Raw genomic sequence first — 17,083 nt, 5'->3', positions numbered from 1 at the left:
TGATCAGCGCTGTTAGCGTGGGGCGAAAAGCCTTGACGCTCAGCACCATCCTCGAATTGAATGGGAGCGGAACTGGGAGTAGGGCGAATCGGCGCGTTCGGTACCGGATGACCAGTCGTTTCCGGGAGATCGACGGTTCGCGGCTGGCAGTTCGAGACGAAGCGGACACCCGACACGACGTCCCGGCCGATCGCGCGACCCGACGGCCGGCAGGCGACCACACTGCTCGACACGGACGACAAAGGAACGCTGATGACCAACCCGTTCGAAGACCCGGACGCCACCTACCTCGTGTTGATCAACGACGAGGGGCAGTACTCCCTCTGGCCCTCGTTCGCCGAGGTGCCCGGTGGCTGGACGGTCGTGTTGACGGAGACCGACCGGCAGTCGTGCCTCGACTACATCGAGGAGAACTGGACGGACATGCGTCCCAAGAGCCTCATCCGCGAGATGGAGAAGGCCGCGGGTTCCGGTAGCTGACCGTTCCACCTGGAGTTCGCGAGGATCGGTCGGGGGTGCCCGCTCCGGCCGATCCCTCTTGCGGAACGGGTCCTCGTGGCGCCGTCCCCGCAAGGCCGCACGCATTCTCGCCGCTTCGACGTTAGGCGACCTCACCGCGTCCTTACGCCGTCTGTGCTCTTTCCCCGCGCGGCGGAGGCGCCCCGGAGTCCGCACCGCTCCCGTGCATCCCCTGCTGAGGTGGTCGGGCCGGATTCCCGCCGGCCCGACCACCGATCTCGTTTCCCCCCCCCCCCCCCCCCCGAACGCCGTGTACCGCAGGTGTAGGACCGGCTTTGGCGGAGGATTAGCAGGACTTCGCCCGTCGCCTCGCCGGAACGGGCTGCGACGGTGCCGCCCCTTCGAGGTTCCGTTGCCGTGACCCTCTTCAAGTCGGCTCGGGTCGAGGCCGTGCCCCGGTGGGAAGCGGAGTTCGGGACGAACGGACACCTGTTCCAGCGTGACGATTCCCTGGTGCGAGCGGAGTCGAAGACGGGCGCCCCAGACGACGGGGTGGAAAAGGAATCCATGCCCGTCGAACACCGCTTCGCCGCCGCTCTCATCCCCAGTGCGCCAGGAACCGCGCGGGCCGGTGGGAGGCCGTTCTCGGAGATCGGCGGTTCTTCCCCATCGTTCGGGTTTTCGGCTTCCTCGGCTTCACGAGAGGCTGAAGCTCCCCCATTTGCCCTTGAACAGGGAGAGGCCCAGCGGAGTCATGGTGTGAATAGCGGCGGTCCGGGTTCGGTGTGTGGTGATCAGGCCTGCGTTGCGCAGCACGGTGGCGTGCTGGCTGGCCGAACCGGCCGAAATGCCGACCCGTTTCGCGATCTCCGTCGTCGTCCTGCTGTCGGTGAGCGAACGCAGGACCGCGGCGCGGGTGTTGCCGACCAGGGCGGCGAGTGACTGCTCGGTGGGCGCGGCTGCCCACAACACCGAGGCCGCCGCCGGACTGGGCGGGACGGGGTAGACGAGGATCGGCGGCTTGGCGGTGTTCGCGCGGTTCAGGAACAGTCTCGGCTGGCCGAACAGGAACAGCGAGGGGACGATGATGATCCCGCTCCCCTTCAGGGTGACCCGGCTCGGGGTGCCTGGTGAGGTGTGGGGGAGGGTCAGCACCGGGGAGGTCCACTGGATCTGCCGGTGCAGGGTGCCCAGGAGCCTGTCGAACCCGGCGGTGAACAGGATCCGGCCGGCGGACTCGCGTTCGGTCTCCAGGTATCCGTGCACCTGCGGCCAGAAGTAGCGAATGGCCGACTCGTAGAACTCGTGAATGCTGTCGCGGAGCTGGTGGCTGCGGGACTTCTTTATTCCCAGCGTGTTCAGTTCTATTTTCACGTGATCGGACGAGGACCGTGTCAGTGTGACGAGGTTCGCGACCGGGGACAAGTCACGTGCGAGGGTGAGGAGGTCGCCTAGGCGCTTTCCTAGCCGTGTTCTCGCCTCTTTTCTCCATCCAATGAAGGCATCGCTGATGTTGTGTTGGAGGAGGTCGAGGGCGAAAAGGGTCTCCGGTACCGGGCCCAGCGTCGTCAGAATTCTGGTGTGGGCGAGATCCTCGAACGTGAAATGAATTTCTTGTGTCCTGGATCCGGTGCGAGGCAACTCGTTCGTGAGCATGGCACCCTCCTGGTCGTCCCGGCGCCGGTGTGGTGTGGGTGCACAACCCGCTGGCGTCCGGGTGTTCGTTGTGCGCCGAATGATCGTCGTGGGCGTGCTGAGCAGATGTCAAGCGCATGTCGGGTTCGAGCCGTACGGCATGGTTGTGATGACTTTGTGTGGTCGGGAACGACGCGGGCGAAGCTATGGGAACGCGAGCGGTCGTTGGTTTTTCAACCAGCTACGTGCTGTTACGTAACACTTGTTCGTATCACTCTCGGTGATTTGGTGGACAAATGCGCGCGTGATAGCGGATGGCTCGGTGTTCTGCTTAGGTTTCGGGATCTGTTACTTGACCGTGACTCGGCTTCGGGTGCGCTGCTGGTGTCCGAAAACCGAGCACTTCCGTCGGTCCTCAGTGGTAGCATCCGACCGCACCAAAGGTCCCGTGGAGACGACCGAACACAAGGCGTGGTCCCGATCGCGCCTTTGTGTGCTGTGCGCGAACACGTTCCGTTTTGGTGCCAGTCAAAACCTCTATGTCAGTGCGGGGTGTGCGGAGTCGATGGCGAATACCGAGTCGGTGCGTACGAGGTTGCTGGCGGCGCAAGCCGGAGTCTGGTTCGGCCAACAACGCGACCCGAGCGACGCGGGGTACCACATCGCGGAGCTCCACGAGATCCAGGGCGACATCGACCCGGCCCTGTTCGAGGCGGCGCTCCGTCAGGTCGTCGCCGAGACGGACGCGCTGAACACCCGGTTCGCCTCGGACGAACTCGGGCCGTGGCAGGAACCGGACGCCAGCCCCTGGCCGCTCCACGTCCTGCACCTGTCCGGGCCCGACCCGCGCGGCGAGCTCGACGAGTGGATCCGCCGTGACCTCGCCACCCCCGCCGACCTGACCGCCGAGCCCTCCTTCACCCAGGCGCTGTTCTCGGACCCGGCCTCCCGCCGCTGGTACTGGTACCAGCGCGCCCACCACATCACCCTCGACGGGTACAGCCTCCAACTCGTCACCAACCGGGTCGCCGAGGTGTACACCGCCCTCGTCGCCGGCGACCAGCCCAGCTCACCGCCCTTCGGCTCGCTGTCCGAACTGGTCGACGAGAACCAGCGCTACCTGGAGTCCGGCGAGCTCGAACGGGACAGGACCTTCTGGACCGAGTACCTCGCCGGCGCCGCCGGCCCCCTGACCCTCAGCGGCGGCCCGACCGGGAACCAGGGGCACCACCTCACCCGGTACGCCCTGCCCCTCGACACCACACAGGAGCTGCGGCGCGCCGCCGACGAGGCCAACGTGCGGTTCACCCGGTTCCTGCTCGCCGCCCAGATCGCCTACCTCGCCACGGTCACCGGCCAACGCGACGTCATCGTCGGCATGCCCGTCACGGCCCGCTCCACCCGGCGCGGCAGGACCACCCCGGCGATGATGTCCAACGTCGTACCGATCCGGCTCGCCATCGGTCCCCACACCCGCGTCGGCGATCTGCTCACCGAGATCGCCGACGAACTGCGGCGCCTCCTGCCGCACCGCCGCTTCCCCAGCCAGCTCCTCGACCGCGCACTGGCCGGCGCGGGAGCCGACCACCCCGCCCAACGGACCGTGGTCAACGTCCTGCCCTTCGTCTACGAACTCGACTTCGCCGGTGCCCGCGCCACCACCCGGGTCGTCGGCTACGGGCCCTCGACGGTCCCCGACCTGGCGATCTACGTCTTCGACCGGTCCGAGACCGAAGGGCTGCACGTCGACCTGGTCGCGAACCTGTCCCTGCACACCGTCGAGGACGTCGACCGGCACCAACGCCAGTTCGTCGCCTTCCTGCGCACCTTCGGCGCCGCGCTCGCGGAGAACCGCCCCCTCGGCCAGCTGGAACTCGGTTCTCCCGCCGACCGGCACGCCACCGTCGACCACTGGAACCGCACCGCCCGCCCCGAAGTCGGTAGCCCCACCGTGCTCGAGCAGTTCGCCGCGCGCGTCGCCGAGCACCCGGACGATGTCGCACTCCTGTGCGGGGACACCGCCCTGACCTACCGCGAGCTGGACGCCCGGGCCAACCAGCTCGCCCACCACCTCGTCGCCTCGGGCGTGCGCCAGGAGGACCGCGTCGCGCTGGTGCTTCCCCGCTCGGTCGACTTCGTGGTCTCCGTGCTCGCCACGCAGCGGGCCGGTGCGGCCTACGTGCCGATCGACCCCGCCTACCCGGCCGAGCGCATCGCCTTCCTGCTCACCGACAGCGACGCGGCCCTCGTCTTGACCCGGCGAGGCCTGACCGATGTCGTTCCCGGTCGGACCCCCACGGTGGAGCTCGACGCCGAGGAGAGCAGTGCGGCGCTCCGCCAGCAGCCGACGCACCCGGGACCCGACCTCCCCGTCCGCCCTGGCCAGGCCGCCTACGTCATCTACACCTCCGGCTCCACCGGCCGCCCCAAGGGCGTCGTCGTCACCCACGCCGGCACCGCCAGCCTGGTGGCGACCCTGACCGAGCGGCTGGGAGTCACCCGCGAGTCCCGGATCCTCCAGTTCGCCTCCCCGAGCTTCGACGCCGCCTGGTGGGAACTGTCGGAAGCCCTGCTGACCGGAGCGGCCCTCGTGCTCGACCCCGACGACGGCCGCACCGGCACGTCCCTGCTGGGGGAGAAGTTCACCGAGACGGTCGCCACCCACGGCGTCACCCACGTGCTCCTGCCGCCGGCGTTCCTCGCGACATTGCCCCCCGACGCACTGCCGCCCGGTCTCGTGCTGGCCGTCGGGGGAGAAGCCTGCCCTCCCGCCCTCGTGCGGCGCTGGGCCGCCGCCGACCGGCGCATGATCAACGCGTACGGGCCGACGGAGAGCACCGTCGCGGTCACCATGAGCGACCCGCTGTCATCCGAACTCGACGGTCCACCTCCCATCGGCCGGCCCGTCATCAACACTCGGGCACACGTGCTGGACGCCGCGTTGCGTCCCTTACCCGTCGGGGTGGTCGGCGAACTCTACGTGTCCGGAGCCGGACTCGCCCGGGGCTACTGGAAACGCCCCCAACTGACAGCGGAACGCTTCGTCGCCAACCCCCACGGCCAGCACGGCGAGCGGATGTACCGCACCGGTGACCTGGTCCGGTGGCTGCCGCACGGCGAACTGGAGTTCGTCGGCCGCACCGACGACCAGCTCCAGCTGCGCGGCTTCCGAGTGGAGCCGGGCGAGATCGAGGCGGTCCTCGCCGACCACCCCGAGGTCGACCAGGCCGTGGTCGTCCCGCGTGGCGACACCGAGGAGGACCGCCGTCTGGTCGCCTACGTGGTCCTGACCCCCGGAGAGCCGGCGGGAACCACCGCCGGCGGCGCGGCCCCGAGCGGCGGCGAGGACGTCCCCGCGCGGCTCCGCGCGCACCTCACCGCCAGCCTGCCGGCGCACCTCGTGCCCGGCGACGTCGTCGTCCTCGACACGATGCCGGTCACCCCCAACGGGAAGATCGACAGGACCGCGCTGCCGGAACCGGCGAGGACCCACCGCGACAGCCACCAGCGGGCACCGCGCACCCCGGACGAGGAGGTGCTGTGCTCGGTCTTCGCCGAGGTCCTCGGTGTCGACGTCGTCGGGGTCGACGACGACTTCTTCCAACTCGGAGGCCACTCGTTGCTGGCCACGAAGCTCGCCAGCCGCATCAGGAACCTCCTCGGCGTCGAGATCACCCTCGGGGCCGTCTTCAACCACCGCACCGTGGCGGAACTCGCACCGGTGCTCCGCGCGAACGGTGCCGCGCGCCCACGCCTGGACCGCCGGAGCGACACCGACCAACCCGTCCCGCTCTCCCCGGTACAACGGGGACTGTGGTTCCTCGACCGGCTGACCGGGGCGGACGCCACCTACAACATCCCCGTAGGCCTCCGGTTCCACGGCACCCTCGACCACGACGCCCTCCGAGCCGCGCTGCGGGACGTCACGGCCCGCCACGACAGCCTGCGCACCACCTTCCCCGAGGTCGACGGAACCCCGCGCCAGCAACTCCTCGACCTCGACCGCGCCGCGCCCGCGCTCGAGGTCCACCGCACCGCCGACGCCGACCTGCCCGCAGTCCTCACGGACGCCGCCAGCCGCGGCTTCGACCTCGCCGCCGAGGCGCCACTGCGCGCGGACCTCTTCACCTCCACCGCCGACGACCACCTCCTGCTGCTCGTCCTGCACCACCTCGTCGGCGACGGCTGGTCGATGGCGGTGCTCGTCCGCGACCTCGTCGACGCCTACACGGCACGAGTCGCCGGCACCGAGCCCGACCTGCCCGAACCGGCGGTGAGCTACGCCGACTACACCCACTGGCAGCGGGAGGTCCTCGGTTCCGACACCGATCCGGACAGCGTGCTCGCCCAGCAACGCGAGTACTGGCGGACGGCCCTCGACGGCATCCCCGACCGCCTCGACCTGCCCACCGACCGGCCCCGTCCCACCGAGGCCAGCAACCACGGCGCCGTCCTCCCCCTCCACCTCGACTCCGCCGCGCACACCGCCCTGGTCGACCTGGCCCGCGCCTGCGGCGTCACCGTCTTCATGGTGGTCCAGAGCGCACTCGCCGCGCTCCTGACCCGCCTCGGAGCGGGGGAGGACATCCCCGTCGGCACCCCCGTCGCCGGTCGGACCGACGACGCGCTCACCGACGTCGTCGGACTGTTCGTCAACACGGTGGTACTGCGCACCGACACCTCGGGCGACCCGACGTTCCGCGAACTGCTGGACCGGGTCCGCCGAACCGACCTCGCTGCGTTCGCCCACCAGGACATGCCCTTCGAACGGGTCGTCGACGCGGTCGCCCCGGAACGGACCCTCTCCCGGCACCCCCTGTTCCAGGTGATGTTGGCCTTCCAGGAGGACACACCGACCGAGTACGCCCTGCCCGGGTGCTCGCTCACGGTCGAACCCGTCCACCCCGGTGTGTCCAAGTTCGACCTCTCCCTCGACCTCGGTCAGCGGTGGACCCCCCAGGGAACCCCCGCCGGAATGGACGGTGTCCTCGAGTACGCCACCGACCTGTTCGACCGCGACACCGCCGCGGCCCTCGTCGACAGGTTGTGCCGCGTGCTCGGCGCCGTCGCCACCGACCCGGACCTCCCCGTGAGCCGCCTGCCGGTGCTCAGCGGGGACGAACTCCGGCAGGCCCTCCTCGGCTGGAACGACACCGCCGGACCGGTGCCCACCACCAACGTCGCCGATCTGCTCGCCGAACGAGCCGCGACCACCCCGGACGCCACCGCGCTCGTCGCCGGGACGACCAGCCTCACCTTCGCCGAACTCGACGCGGAGGCCAACCGGCTGGCCCGGGCGCTCCTCCGCCGGGGCATCGGCCCGGAGGACCTGGTAGCGGTCGCGCTGCCGCGCACCACCGACTTCCCCACGGCCGTGTTCGGCGTCCTCAGGACCGGCGCCGGCTACGTCCCCCTCGACCCCGCCCATCCCGACGAGCGGCTCTCCTTCCTGTTGCGGGACACCGCCCCGAACCTGCTGCTGACGACAGGGGCGATCGAACCAGCCATCCCCGCCTCGCCGGAGCTGCCCCGCCTCCTCATCGACCACCCCGACCTCCGGGTCGAGGCGGCGGGGCCGATCGACGACGGCGACCGCCGTCGCCCGTTCTCCCCGTCCAACCCGGCCTACGTCATCCACACCTCGGGGTCCACCGGCCAGCCCAAGGGAGTGGTGGTCGAGCACCGGTCACTGGCCAACCTGTACCACGCCTACCACGCGGAGGTACTCGCACCGCTCGCCCAGGCCGCCCCCACGGCGGGACGCCAGTTGCGGGCGATGCACCTGACCACCTGGACCTTCGACGCGTCCTGGGACGTCCTGCTCTGGCTGCTGGCCGGTCACCAGGTCCACGTCATCGACGAGACCGACAGGCTGGACGCCGACGCCCTCCTCCGCTACGCCCACGACCAGCGCATCGACTTCATCGACGTCGTCCCCTCCTACCTGGACCAGCTGCTCAACCTCGGTCTGTTCGACGGGAGCCGGCACGCCCCCACCGTCCTCAGCGTGGGCAGCGAGGCCACCAGCGCCGCGCTGTGGCGGCGCCTCCGCGCCGTGCCCGGACTGACCGGCCACAACCTGTACGGCCCCACCGAGTGCACCGTGGAAGCCCTGTCCTGGCGGATCGCCGACAGCGACCGCCCCCTGGTGGGACGCCCCCTGCTCAACACCCGCGCCTACGTGCTCGACCGGGCGCTGCGTCCCGTCCCCCCCGGCACCACCGGGGAGCTGTACCTCGCCGGAGCCGGCCTCGCTCGGGGATACCTGCGCCGTCCCGAACTCACCGCAGCCCACTTCGTGGCCGACCCCTTCGCGCACCTCCACGGGCTGGGTGGCGACCGCATGTACCGGACAGGTGACCTCGTTCGCCAGCGGAGGGACGGCGCCCTGGACTACCTCGGGCGCGCCGACGACCAGGTCAAGGTCCGCGGGTTCCGGATCGAACTCGGTGAGGTCGAAGCCGCCGTCGCCGCCTGCCCCGGCGTGCGGCAGGTCGCGGTGCTGGCGCACACCGACGGACGGCGGGACCACCCCGCCACCCGCCTCGTCGCCTACGTCGCCGTCGACGGCGCGGACGTCGACCAGGTCCGCGCCCACCTCACGGCCACCCTGCCCGAGCACATGGTGCCGGCCGCGTTCGTCGCCCTCGACCAGCTCCCGGTCACCAGCAGCGGAAAACTCGACCGGGCCGCCCTGCCCACCCCGGAAGCGGCGCCCGCCGACCGACGGTCCCGTGGGCCCCGCACCCCGGCCGAGCACACCCTGTGCGCCATCTTCGCCGAGGTGCTCGGTCTGCCCGAGGCGGGCGCCGAGGACAGCTTCTTCGAGCTGGGTGGCGACAGCATCATGTCGATCCAGCTCGTCTCCCGCGCCCGCCGTGCCGGACTCCTCCTCAGCCCCCGCGACGTCTTCGCCCACCGCACCCCGGCCGCCTTGGCCTCCGCCGCCAGGACCGAGACCGCGATCACCGCCCCCGACGTCCCCACCGGCCCCCTACCACTCACCCCGATCAGCGCGTGGCTCCGGGACCAGGAAGCCGGCGTCGCCTCCTTCAACCAGTCGATGCTGGTCCAGACCCCACCCGGCCTGGACCACGGCGTGCTGGCGGCCGCGGTCCGCGCCGTTCTCAACCACCACGACGCCCTCCGGCTCCGCCTCGACCCCGGTGACGACGAGTGGAACCCCGTCGTCCACCCGGCGGACGCTGTCCAGGTCGACGACGTCCTCCACCGGGTGGACATCACCGCGCTGCCCCCGGGGGACCTGTCCGCCCTCGTGGCGGGATGCGCCGAGACCGCCAGGGCCAGGCTCGACCCCGCCGCGCACCTCGTCGACCTCACCTGGTTCGACGCCGGAGCCGACCGGCCAGGACAATTGCTGCTCACCCTGCACCACCTCGTCGTCGACGGCGTGTCCTGGCGCATCCTGCTCCCCGACCTCCGCGCCGCCTACGAGGCCCTGGCGGCCGGCACGACCCCGACGCTCGACCCGGTGGGGACCTCCTTCCGCCGGTGGGCACACCTGCTCGCCGACGACGCCACCACCCCTGCCAGGGAAGCCGAACTCGAACACTGGGAGAACACCACCGCCGAACTGGACACCACCCTCGGCGGCACCGCCCCCCACCCAGGTCGACGCCCGGCCCGACGCGGCAACCTGGTGACCGCCCTCGACCCCGAGCACACCCGGCCCCTGCTGGGGGCGGTTCCCGCCGCGTTCCACGCCACGGTCAACGACGTCCTCCTCAGCGGATTCGCGGCGGCGCTCGTCCACCGCCGCGGCACCGCCGGGCCGCTGCTGATCAACCTCGAGGGGCACGGCCGGGAAGAACACCTCGGAGACGCCGTCGACCTCTCCCGCACAATCGGCTGGTTCACCAGCCAGCACCCGGTGCGCCTGGACCCCGGAGTGTTCAGCTGGGACGACACCGTCTCCGGCGGGCCGAGCGCCGGCCGCCTCCTCAAACGAGTCAAGGAACAGCTGCGCGCGATCCCCGACAACGGGATCGGCTACGGACTCCTGCGCTACCTCAATCCCCGCACCCGCGCCCGGCTCGCCGCCTCCGGCGAACCCCAGATCAGCATGAACTACCTCGGCCGTTTCGGCGCGCCCGACACCGAGGACTGGGGACCCGCCCCCGAGGGCGCCGTGATGTCCGCGGACATCGACGAGGACACCCCGAGTCACCCGATCGAGATCAACGCCCTGACCGAGGACGGTCCGGACGGTCCCCGCCTGATCGTCCGCGTCTCCTGGTCCTCGGACGCGCTGTCCGACGTCGACGCGCACGCCCTGGCCGAGGACTGGCTCAGCGCCCTGCGCGGGCTCGTTGCCCACGCCGCGAAACCGGGCACCGGAGGCCGGACACCCTCAGACCTCCCCCTGGTCACGCTCAGCCAGTCCCAACTGGACCGCTTGGAAGGGGAACACCCCGACCTCGTCGACGTGCTACCGCTGGCCCCGTTGCAGGAGGGCCTGCTGTTCCACGCCGCCTACGACGAGGACCACGACGTCTACACCGTGCAGACCGTACTCACCCTGCGCGGCTCGCTCGACAAGGACGCCCTGCGGGCCGCCGCGGACGGGCTGCTGCGCAGGCACCCCACCCTGCGCGCCGGTTTCCACCACACCGACCTCGACACGCCCGTGCAGGTCGTCCCGGCACCCACCAGCACGCCGTGGCGGGAACACGACCTGACCGGCATCCCCGCCGCCCGGCGGGAACGTGAGGTCGCCGCCCTGGTCGACGACGACCGGAACGAACGGTTCGACCTCACCCAGCCCCCGCTGGTCCGCTGCACCCTGATCCGGACCGGCGCCGACGAACACCGCCTCGTGCTCACGCACCACCACATCCTCGTGGACGGCTGGTCGACACCGCTGCTGCTCGACGACCTCTTCAGCCTCTACCGGTTGGCGGGCGGCACCACGGGTCTCCCCGACGCCCCCGCCTACCGCGACTACCTGGCCTGGCTCGTCGACCAGGACCAGGGCGCGTCCCTCGCCGTCTGGCAGCGGGCGATGGCGGGCCTGGCGGAACCGACCCGGGTGGACCCGGCCGGTCCGCGCCGCGACGTCGTCCTCCCGAAGCACCTCGTCGTGCGCGTCGACGCCGACGGCACGAGCCGCCTCACCGGCTTCGTCCGCGAGCACGGCCTCACCACCAACACCCTGGTCCAGGCTGCGTGGGCGTTGCTGTTGCACCGGCTCACCGGCCGAGGCGACGTGGTGTTCGGCTCGACGGTGTCCGGCCGTCCCGCCGCCGTTCCCGGCATCGAGAGGATGGTGGGCCTGTTCATCAACACCCTGCCCGTCCGCGTCCGCCTCCGCCCCCAGGAGCCGGTGATCGCCCTGCTCACCCGGATCCAGGGCGAACAGGCCGCACTGTCGGACCACCACCACGTCCGGCTCGCCGACCTCCAGCGATCCGTCGGTGTCGGGGAACTGTTCGACACCAACACCGTGCTGGAGAACTACCCCGTGGACAGGGACGCGTTCACCAGCGTCGACGATGGCCTGGAGATCACCGGGATCACCGGCAACGACACGACCCACTACCCGCTGAGCCTCGCCGTCGTGCAGGAACCGGCAGGCCTCACCCTGCGCTTCGAGTACCGCCCAGACGTGTTCGACGACCACACGGCCTCGACGATCGCGCAGCGCTTCCGAACGGCCCTCGACCAGCTGGTCACCCACCCCGACCGGCTCGTGGCCACGCTCGACCTGGCACTGCCCGCCGACGACCGCGCGGCCGGCTCGCGCGACGACCTCCCGGCGCCCAGCGGCGCCAGGGGGACCCCCAGCGGCCCCGACGCCCCACGACTCACCCTGGTCGACCTCTTCGAGGCGCAGGTACGGCGCACCCCCGACGCGATCGCGGTGACCACCGGCGGGAACCAGCTCACCTACGCCGAGCTGAACGCCCGGGCCAACCAGGTAGCCCGACTGCTCACCGCCGGCGGCGTCGGACCCGAGACCATGGTCGCCCTGGCCACGTCTCGCTCAGCCGAGATGGTCATCGGTGTCCTCGCCACGCTGAAGGCAGGCGCGGGATATCTGCCGCTCGACCCGACGCACCCGGCGGACCGACTCGCGTTCATGATCGCCGACAGCCGGCCCGCCTACGCCCTGGCCACATCGGACGCCCCCCTCGCGGCCCTCCGGGCCAGTGGCCTGTCCCTCGTGGCCCTGGACGACCCCGGCACCCTCGCCGAGCTCGCGGCCCTCCCCACCGAGGACCTCACCGACCGCGACCGCCCCGCACCGCTCCTGCCCGACAACACGGCCTACGTCATCTACACGTCCGGGTCCACCGGCATCCCCAAGGGCGTCGTCATCCCACACCGGAACGTCGTCCGCCTCTTCACCGCCACCGACCCCTGGTTCCACTTCTCCCCGGACGACGTGTGGACGCTGTTCCACTCCTACGCCTTCGACTTCTCCGTCTGGGAGATCTGGGGACCCCTCCTGCACGGCGGGCGCCTCGTCATCGTGCCCCACACCACCACTCGATCTCCCCACGAGTTCCTCGACCTGCTCGACGCCGAAGGCGTCACCGTCCTGAACCAGACACCCTCCGCCTTCTACCAGTTGGCCCGCGCCGACCGGGACCGCGCCCACGCCTCCGCGCTGTCGCGACTGCGCGCCGTCGTCTTCGGCGGCGAGGCGCTCGAACCCGGTCGTCTCCGCGACTGGTACGAAGCACGACCCGAGCGGCCGTCCCTGGTCAACATGTACGGCATCACCGAAACCACCGTCCACGTCACCCATCTCGCCCTGACCAGGGAAATGGCCGACGAGGACACCGGGAGCCGCATTGGGGTACCGATCCCCGACCTGCGGGTCCACGTCCTGGACGACTTCCTCCGCCCCGTGCTGCCCGGCGTCGTCGGCGAGCTCTACGTGGGCGGAGCCGGCCTCGCCCGCGGTTACCAACACCGCCCCGGCCTCACCGCCACCCGTTTCGTCGCCGACCCCTACGGCCCGCCCGGCGCGAGGCTGTACCGCACCGGTGACCTCGCCCGCCCCCTGGACGACGGCGGTCTCGACTACCTGGGGCGGGCCGACCGGCAGGTCAAGATCCGAGGTTTCCGCGTCGAACTCGGCGAAATCCAGACCGTGCTCAGCACCCACGCCCAGGTAGCAGAGGCCGCGGTCATCGTCCGCGAGGACCAACCAGGTGACCAGCGGATCGTCGGCTACCTCGTCCCCGAGAACCCCGACTCACCGCCGACGGCGAGCGACCTGCGGACCCACCTGGCCCAAACCCTGCCCGAACACATGGTCCCCGGCGCGTTCGTCACCCTGTCCACGTTGCCCCTCACCGTCAACGGCAAACTGGACCAGCGGGCCCTGCCGGCCCCCGACTTCGAACTGCTGGCCGGGGCCAGCGGCCGGGAACCCCGCACCGCCCAGGAGGAAATCCTCTGCTCAGCCTTCGCCGAGGTGCTCACCCTGCCCAAGGTCGGCGTCGACGACAGCTTCTTCGACCTCGGTGGCCACTCCCTGCTCGCCACCCGGCTGATCAGCCGAATCAGGACGGCGCTCGGGGTCGAACTGCCCATCCGCGCACTCTTCGAGGCACCCACCCCGGCCTCGCTGGCGACCCGGCTCACCGACGCGACCAGAGCAGGGGACCCGGTGACCGTGACCGCCCGCACCGAACGACCCGCAGTGCTGCCGCTGTCCTACGGCCAGCGGCGGCTCTGGTTCCAACACCAGCTCGAGGGCCCCTCAACCACCTACAACATGCCGATCGCGCTGCGCCTGACCGGCCAGCTCGACCGGGCCGCGCTGCGCGCCGCCCTCGCCGACGTCGTCCGACGCCACGAGGCGCTGCGCACCGTCTTCGCCGAGACCGACGGCCAACCGCACCAGGTGGTCCTCGCTCCGGACAGCGCGATCCCCGACCTCCTGGACACCACCGTCCCCGAGGACGGACTGGCCGACGCCCTCACCGAGGCGGCCCAGCACACGTTCGACCTGACGTCGGAAATCCCCGTCCGCGCCAGCCTCCTCACCACGGGGCCGACCGAGGCCGTACTCCTGGTCCTGCTGCACCACATCGCCGGCGACGGATGGTCGCTGGCCCCGCTGGCCCAGGACCTGGTCACCGCCTACGCGGCCCGTCAGGAGAACCGCCCGCCGGAGTGGGCGCCGCTCCCCGTCCAGTACGCCGACTACGCGCGGTGGCAGCGGCAGCTGCTCGGCGACCACGACACGCCCACCCCGTTGTTCACCCACCAGCTCGACTACTGGAGACGGCAACTCGCCGGCGCCCCAGAAGTACTCGACCTCCCCACCGACCGCCCCCGCCCGGCCACCGCCACCTACCGGGGCGGCACCGCCCCGTTCCAGATCGACGCCGAACTGCACCAGCGGATCACCGGCCTCGCCCGCCGGTGCGGCGCCACGGTCTTCATGGTTCTCCAGGCGGGAGTGGCCGCACTGCTCAGCCACCTCGGCGCCGGTAACGACATCCCGCTCGGCACCGTCACGGCGGGGCGGGGCGACGAGGCACTGGACGGCCTGGTCGGATTCTTCGTCAACACCCTGGTGCTGCGGACCGACACCTCCGGCAACCCGACCGCCGAGGAACTGGTGGGGCGCGTCAGGGAAACCAGCCTCGCCGCATACGCGCACCAGGACATCCAGTTCGACCAGCTCGTGGAGGTGCTCAACCCCCACCGCAGCCCGGCGCACCACCCGCTGTTCCAGGTCGCGCTCGCGATGCAGAACTCCCCGGACGCCGAGTTCGAGCTGCCCGGCCTCCGGGTCGCCCCCGTGGAGGCGGACACCGGGGCGGCCCGGTTCGACCTGTTGTTCAGCGTCACCGAACGGCACGCCGAAGGTGGAAGAGCCGGAGGCGTCGACGGCTTCGTCGAGTTCGCCACCGACCTGTTCGACCGCTCCACGGTCGACGCGCTGGTGGTCCGTCTCATCCGGACACTGGCCGGGATGGCCGACCACCCTACCCGCAGGCTGAGTGCCCTCGCCGTCTTGTCGCCGGCGGAGTGGCACACCCAGGTCGTGGAGTGGAACGACCGGGGTGCGGCGGTGGACCCGGTGCCCTTCGCCGAGCTGGTGTCCCGGCAGGCGCAGGCCCGTCCCGGGGCGGTCGCGGTGGAATCCGGGACGACCACGCTGACCTACGCCGAGTTGGACTCCCGGGTCAACCGGTTGGCCCGGTTCCTGCGGGGTCGGGGTGTGGGCCTGGAGACCCGGGTCGGGTTGTTGCTGCCCCGGTCGGTGGAGATGGTCGTGAGCATGCTCGCGGTGATGCGGGCTGGTGGGGTGATGGTGCCCTTGGACCCGTGGTACCCGGCCGAGCGGATCGGGTTCATGCTCTCCGACGCCGGGATCACCCACGTCCTCACCGCCACCGGCTGGCAGCCCGAGGACCTGGATCTCGACGTACCCGTCGCGGTGCTCGACCAGGCGGCCACACTGGCTGAGCTGGAGGCCACCGATGACTCCCCGGTGCGGGTAGCCGTTCCCGGTGACGCGGCGGCGTATGTGATCTTCACGTCGGGGTCGACCGGTCGTCCCAAGGGCGTGGTCGTCCCGCATACCGGGATCGCCACTCTGGCCCTCGAGCAGGTCCGCCTGTTCGGGCTGCGCCCGGACTCGCGGGTCTCGCAGGTGGCCTCGCCGAGTTTCGACGCGGCGGTGATGGAACTGCTGATGCCCTTCGCCTGCGGGGCCAGGCTGGTCGTGCCCGCCGCGCCGGGTCCGCTGGCGGGGGAGGAGTTGGGCCGGTTCCTGTCCCAGGGCCGGATCACCCACGCGTTGGTCCCGCCTACGGCGTTGGCCAGTGTGCCGACCACGGCGTTGCCGGAGTTGGTGACCCTGGCCACCGGTGGGGAGGCGTGCGGGGCGGAGTTGGTGCGTCGGTGGGCGCCGGGCCGGCGGATGGTCAACCTGTACGGGGCCACCGAGGCCACGGTGTGGTCGACGTGGGAGGTGTTGGAGCCGGGGGTGCCGGTGCGGGTGGGTCGTCCGATCGCGGGGACCCGGGTGTTCGTGCTGGACCGGTGGTTGCGTCCGGTGCCGCCGGGGGTGGTGGGGGATGTGTACCTGGCGGGTGCTGGGGTGGCCCGGGGGTATGCGGGTCGGGCGGGGTTGAGCGCGTCGCGGTTCGTGGCGGATCCCTTCACCGGTGGTGGGGGGCGGATGTACCGGACCGGGGATCGGGGTCGGTGGAGCCGGTCGGGGGTGTTGGAGTTCGCGGGGCGGGCGGATGACCAGGTCAAGTTGCGGGGGTTCCGCATCGAGCTGGGTGAGATCGAAACCGTCCTGGCCGCGCACCCCGGGGTCGGCCAAGCGGTGGTCACCGTGCGGGAGGGTTCACCGGAGGTGCGCAGGCTGGTGGCCTACGTGGTTCCCGAGCCCGGACACGAGGAGGTCCTCGCCGAGGAGCTGAGGTCCTCGGCCGCCCGTGCACTGCCCGACTACATGGTTCCCGCAGCCGTGGTCACCCTGCCCGAACTTCCACTCACCACCAACGGCAAGCTCGACCACTCCCGGCTTCCCGCACCAGATTTCGCCACCGCCAGCGGTCGAACTCCACGTACGCCCCAGGAGTCGATCCTGTGCGACATCTACACCGAGGTGCTCGGACTGCCCGAGGTCAGCATTGACGACAGCTTCTTCAACCTCGGTGGGCACTCGCTGCTCATCACCCGGCTGGTGAGTCGCGTGCGATCGTTGCTGTCGGTGGAGTTGCCGGTGCGGGCGGTGTTCGAACACCCCACCGTGGCCGGTCTCGCCGAGGTCCTGGCCGGTGGGGATCGCCGCCGCTGGCGCGACGAGCGTGACGCCGGTGGTGCTCCACCTCCGCCCCGGGGCGCGGGAGTGGTACCTGGGGTGGCTGGCCCGGGAGCACCCTGGCCTGGTCGAGCGGTACGAACGGCTGTACCGGGATGGTGCGTACGCGCCGAAGGCCTACCAACGCGTCGTCGCCGAACGGGTCCGGCTGGCCGCCCGTGC

At 71.1% G+C, this 17,083-nt stretch carries 2 protein-coding genes and 1 pseudogene; 2 read left to right on the top strand and 1 reads right to left on the bottom strand.

What is annotated here, in order from left to right; all coding sequences use genetic code 11:
- Window positions 1–252: 252 nt before the first annotated feature.
- A complete protein-coding gene (locus C1701_RS26605; protein ID WP_016698578.1) occupies window positions 253–480 on the top strand; it encodes an MbtH family protein in 228 nt (75 codons plus the stop codon).
- A gap of 675 nt (window positions 481–1,155) precedes the next feature.
- Here C1701_RS26605 and C1701_RS26600 read toward each other — a convergent pair.
- Window positions 1,156–1,833 carry an ArsR/SmtB family transcription factor gene (locus C1701_RS26600; RefSeq protein ID WP_337662016.1) on the bottom strand — a complete coding sequence of 226 codons (678 nt, stop codon included), beginning with the start codon at window positions 1,831–1,833 and terminating at the stop codon, window positions 1,156–1,158.
- Between the two features lie 826 nt (window positions 1,834–2,659).
- On the opposite strand from C1701_RS26600, the pseudogene C1701_RS28050 reads away from it, so the two are divergent.
- A pseudogene (locus tag C1701_RS28050) lies at window positions 2,660–16,894 on the top strand (amino acid adenylation domain-containing protein); the annotation flags it as partial.
- Window positions 16,895–17,083 lie beyond the last annotated feature (189 nt).

Source organism: Actinoalloteichus sp. AHMU CJ021, assembly GCF_002895405.1.
Lineage (GTDB): Bacteria > Actinomycetota > Actinomycetes > Mycobacteriales > Pseudonocardiaceae > Actinoalloteichus_B > Actinoalloteichus_B caeruleus.
Note: the sequence above shows the minus strand (reverse complement) of the source record. Positions and strands in the feature narration are given on the sequence as shown.

Coding starts and splice junctions, on each gene's coding strand:
- C1701_RS26605 (WP_016698578.1), top strand. CDS start 253: ATGACCAACCCGTTCGAAGACCCGGACGCCACCTACCTCGTGTTGATC.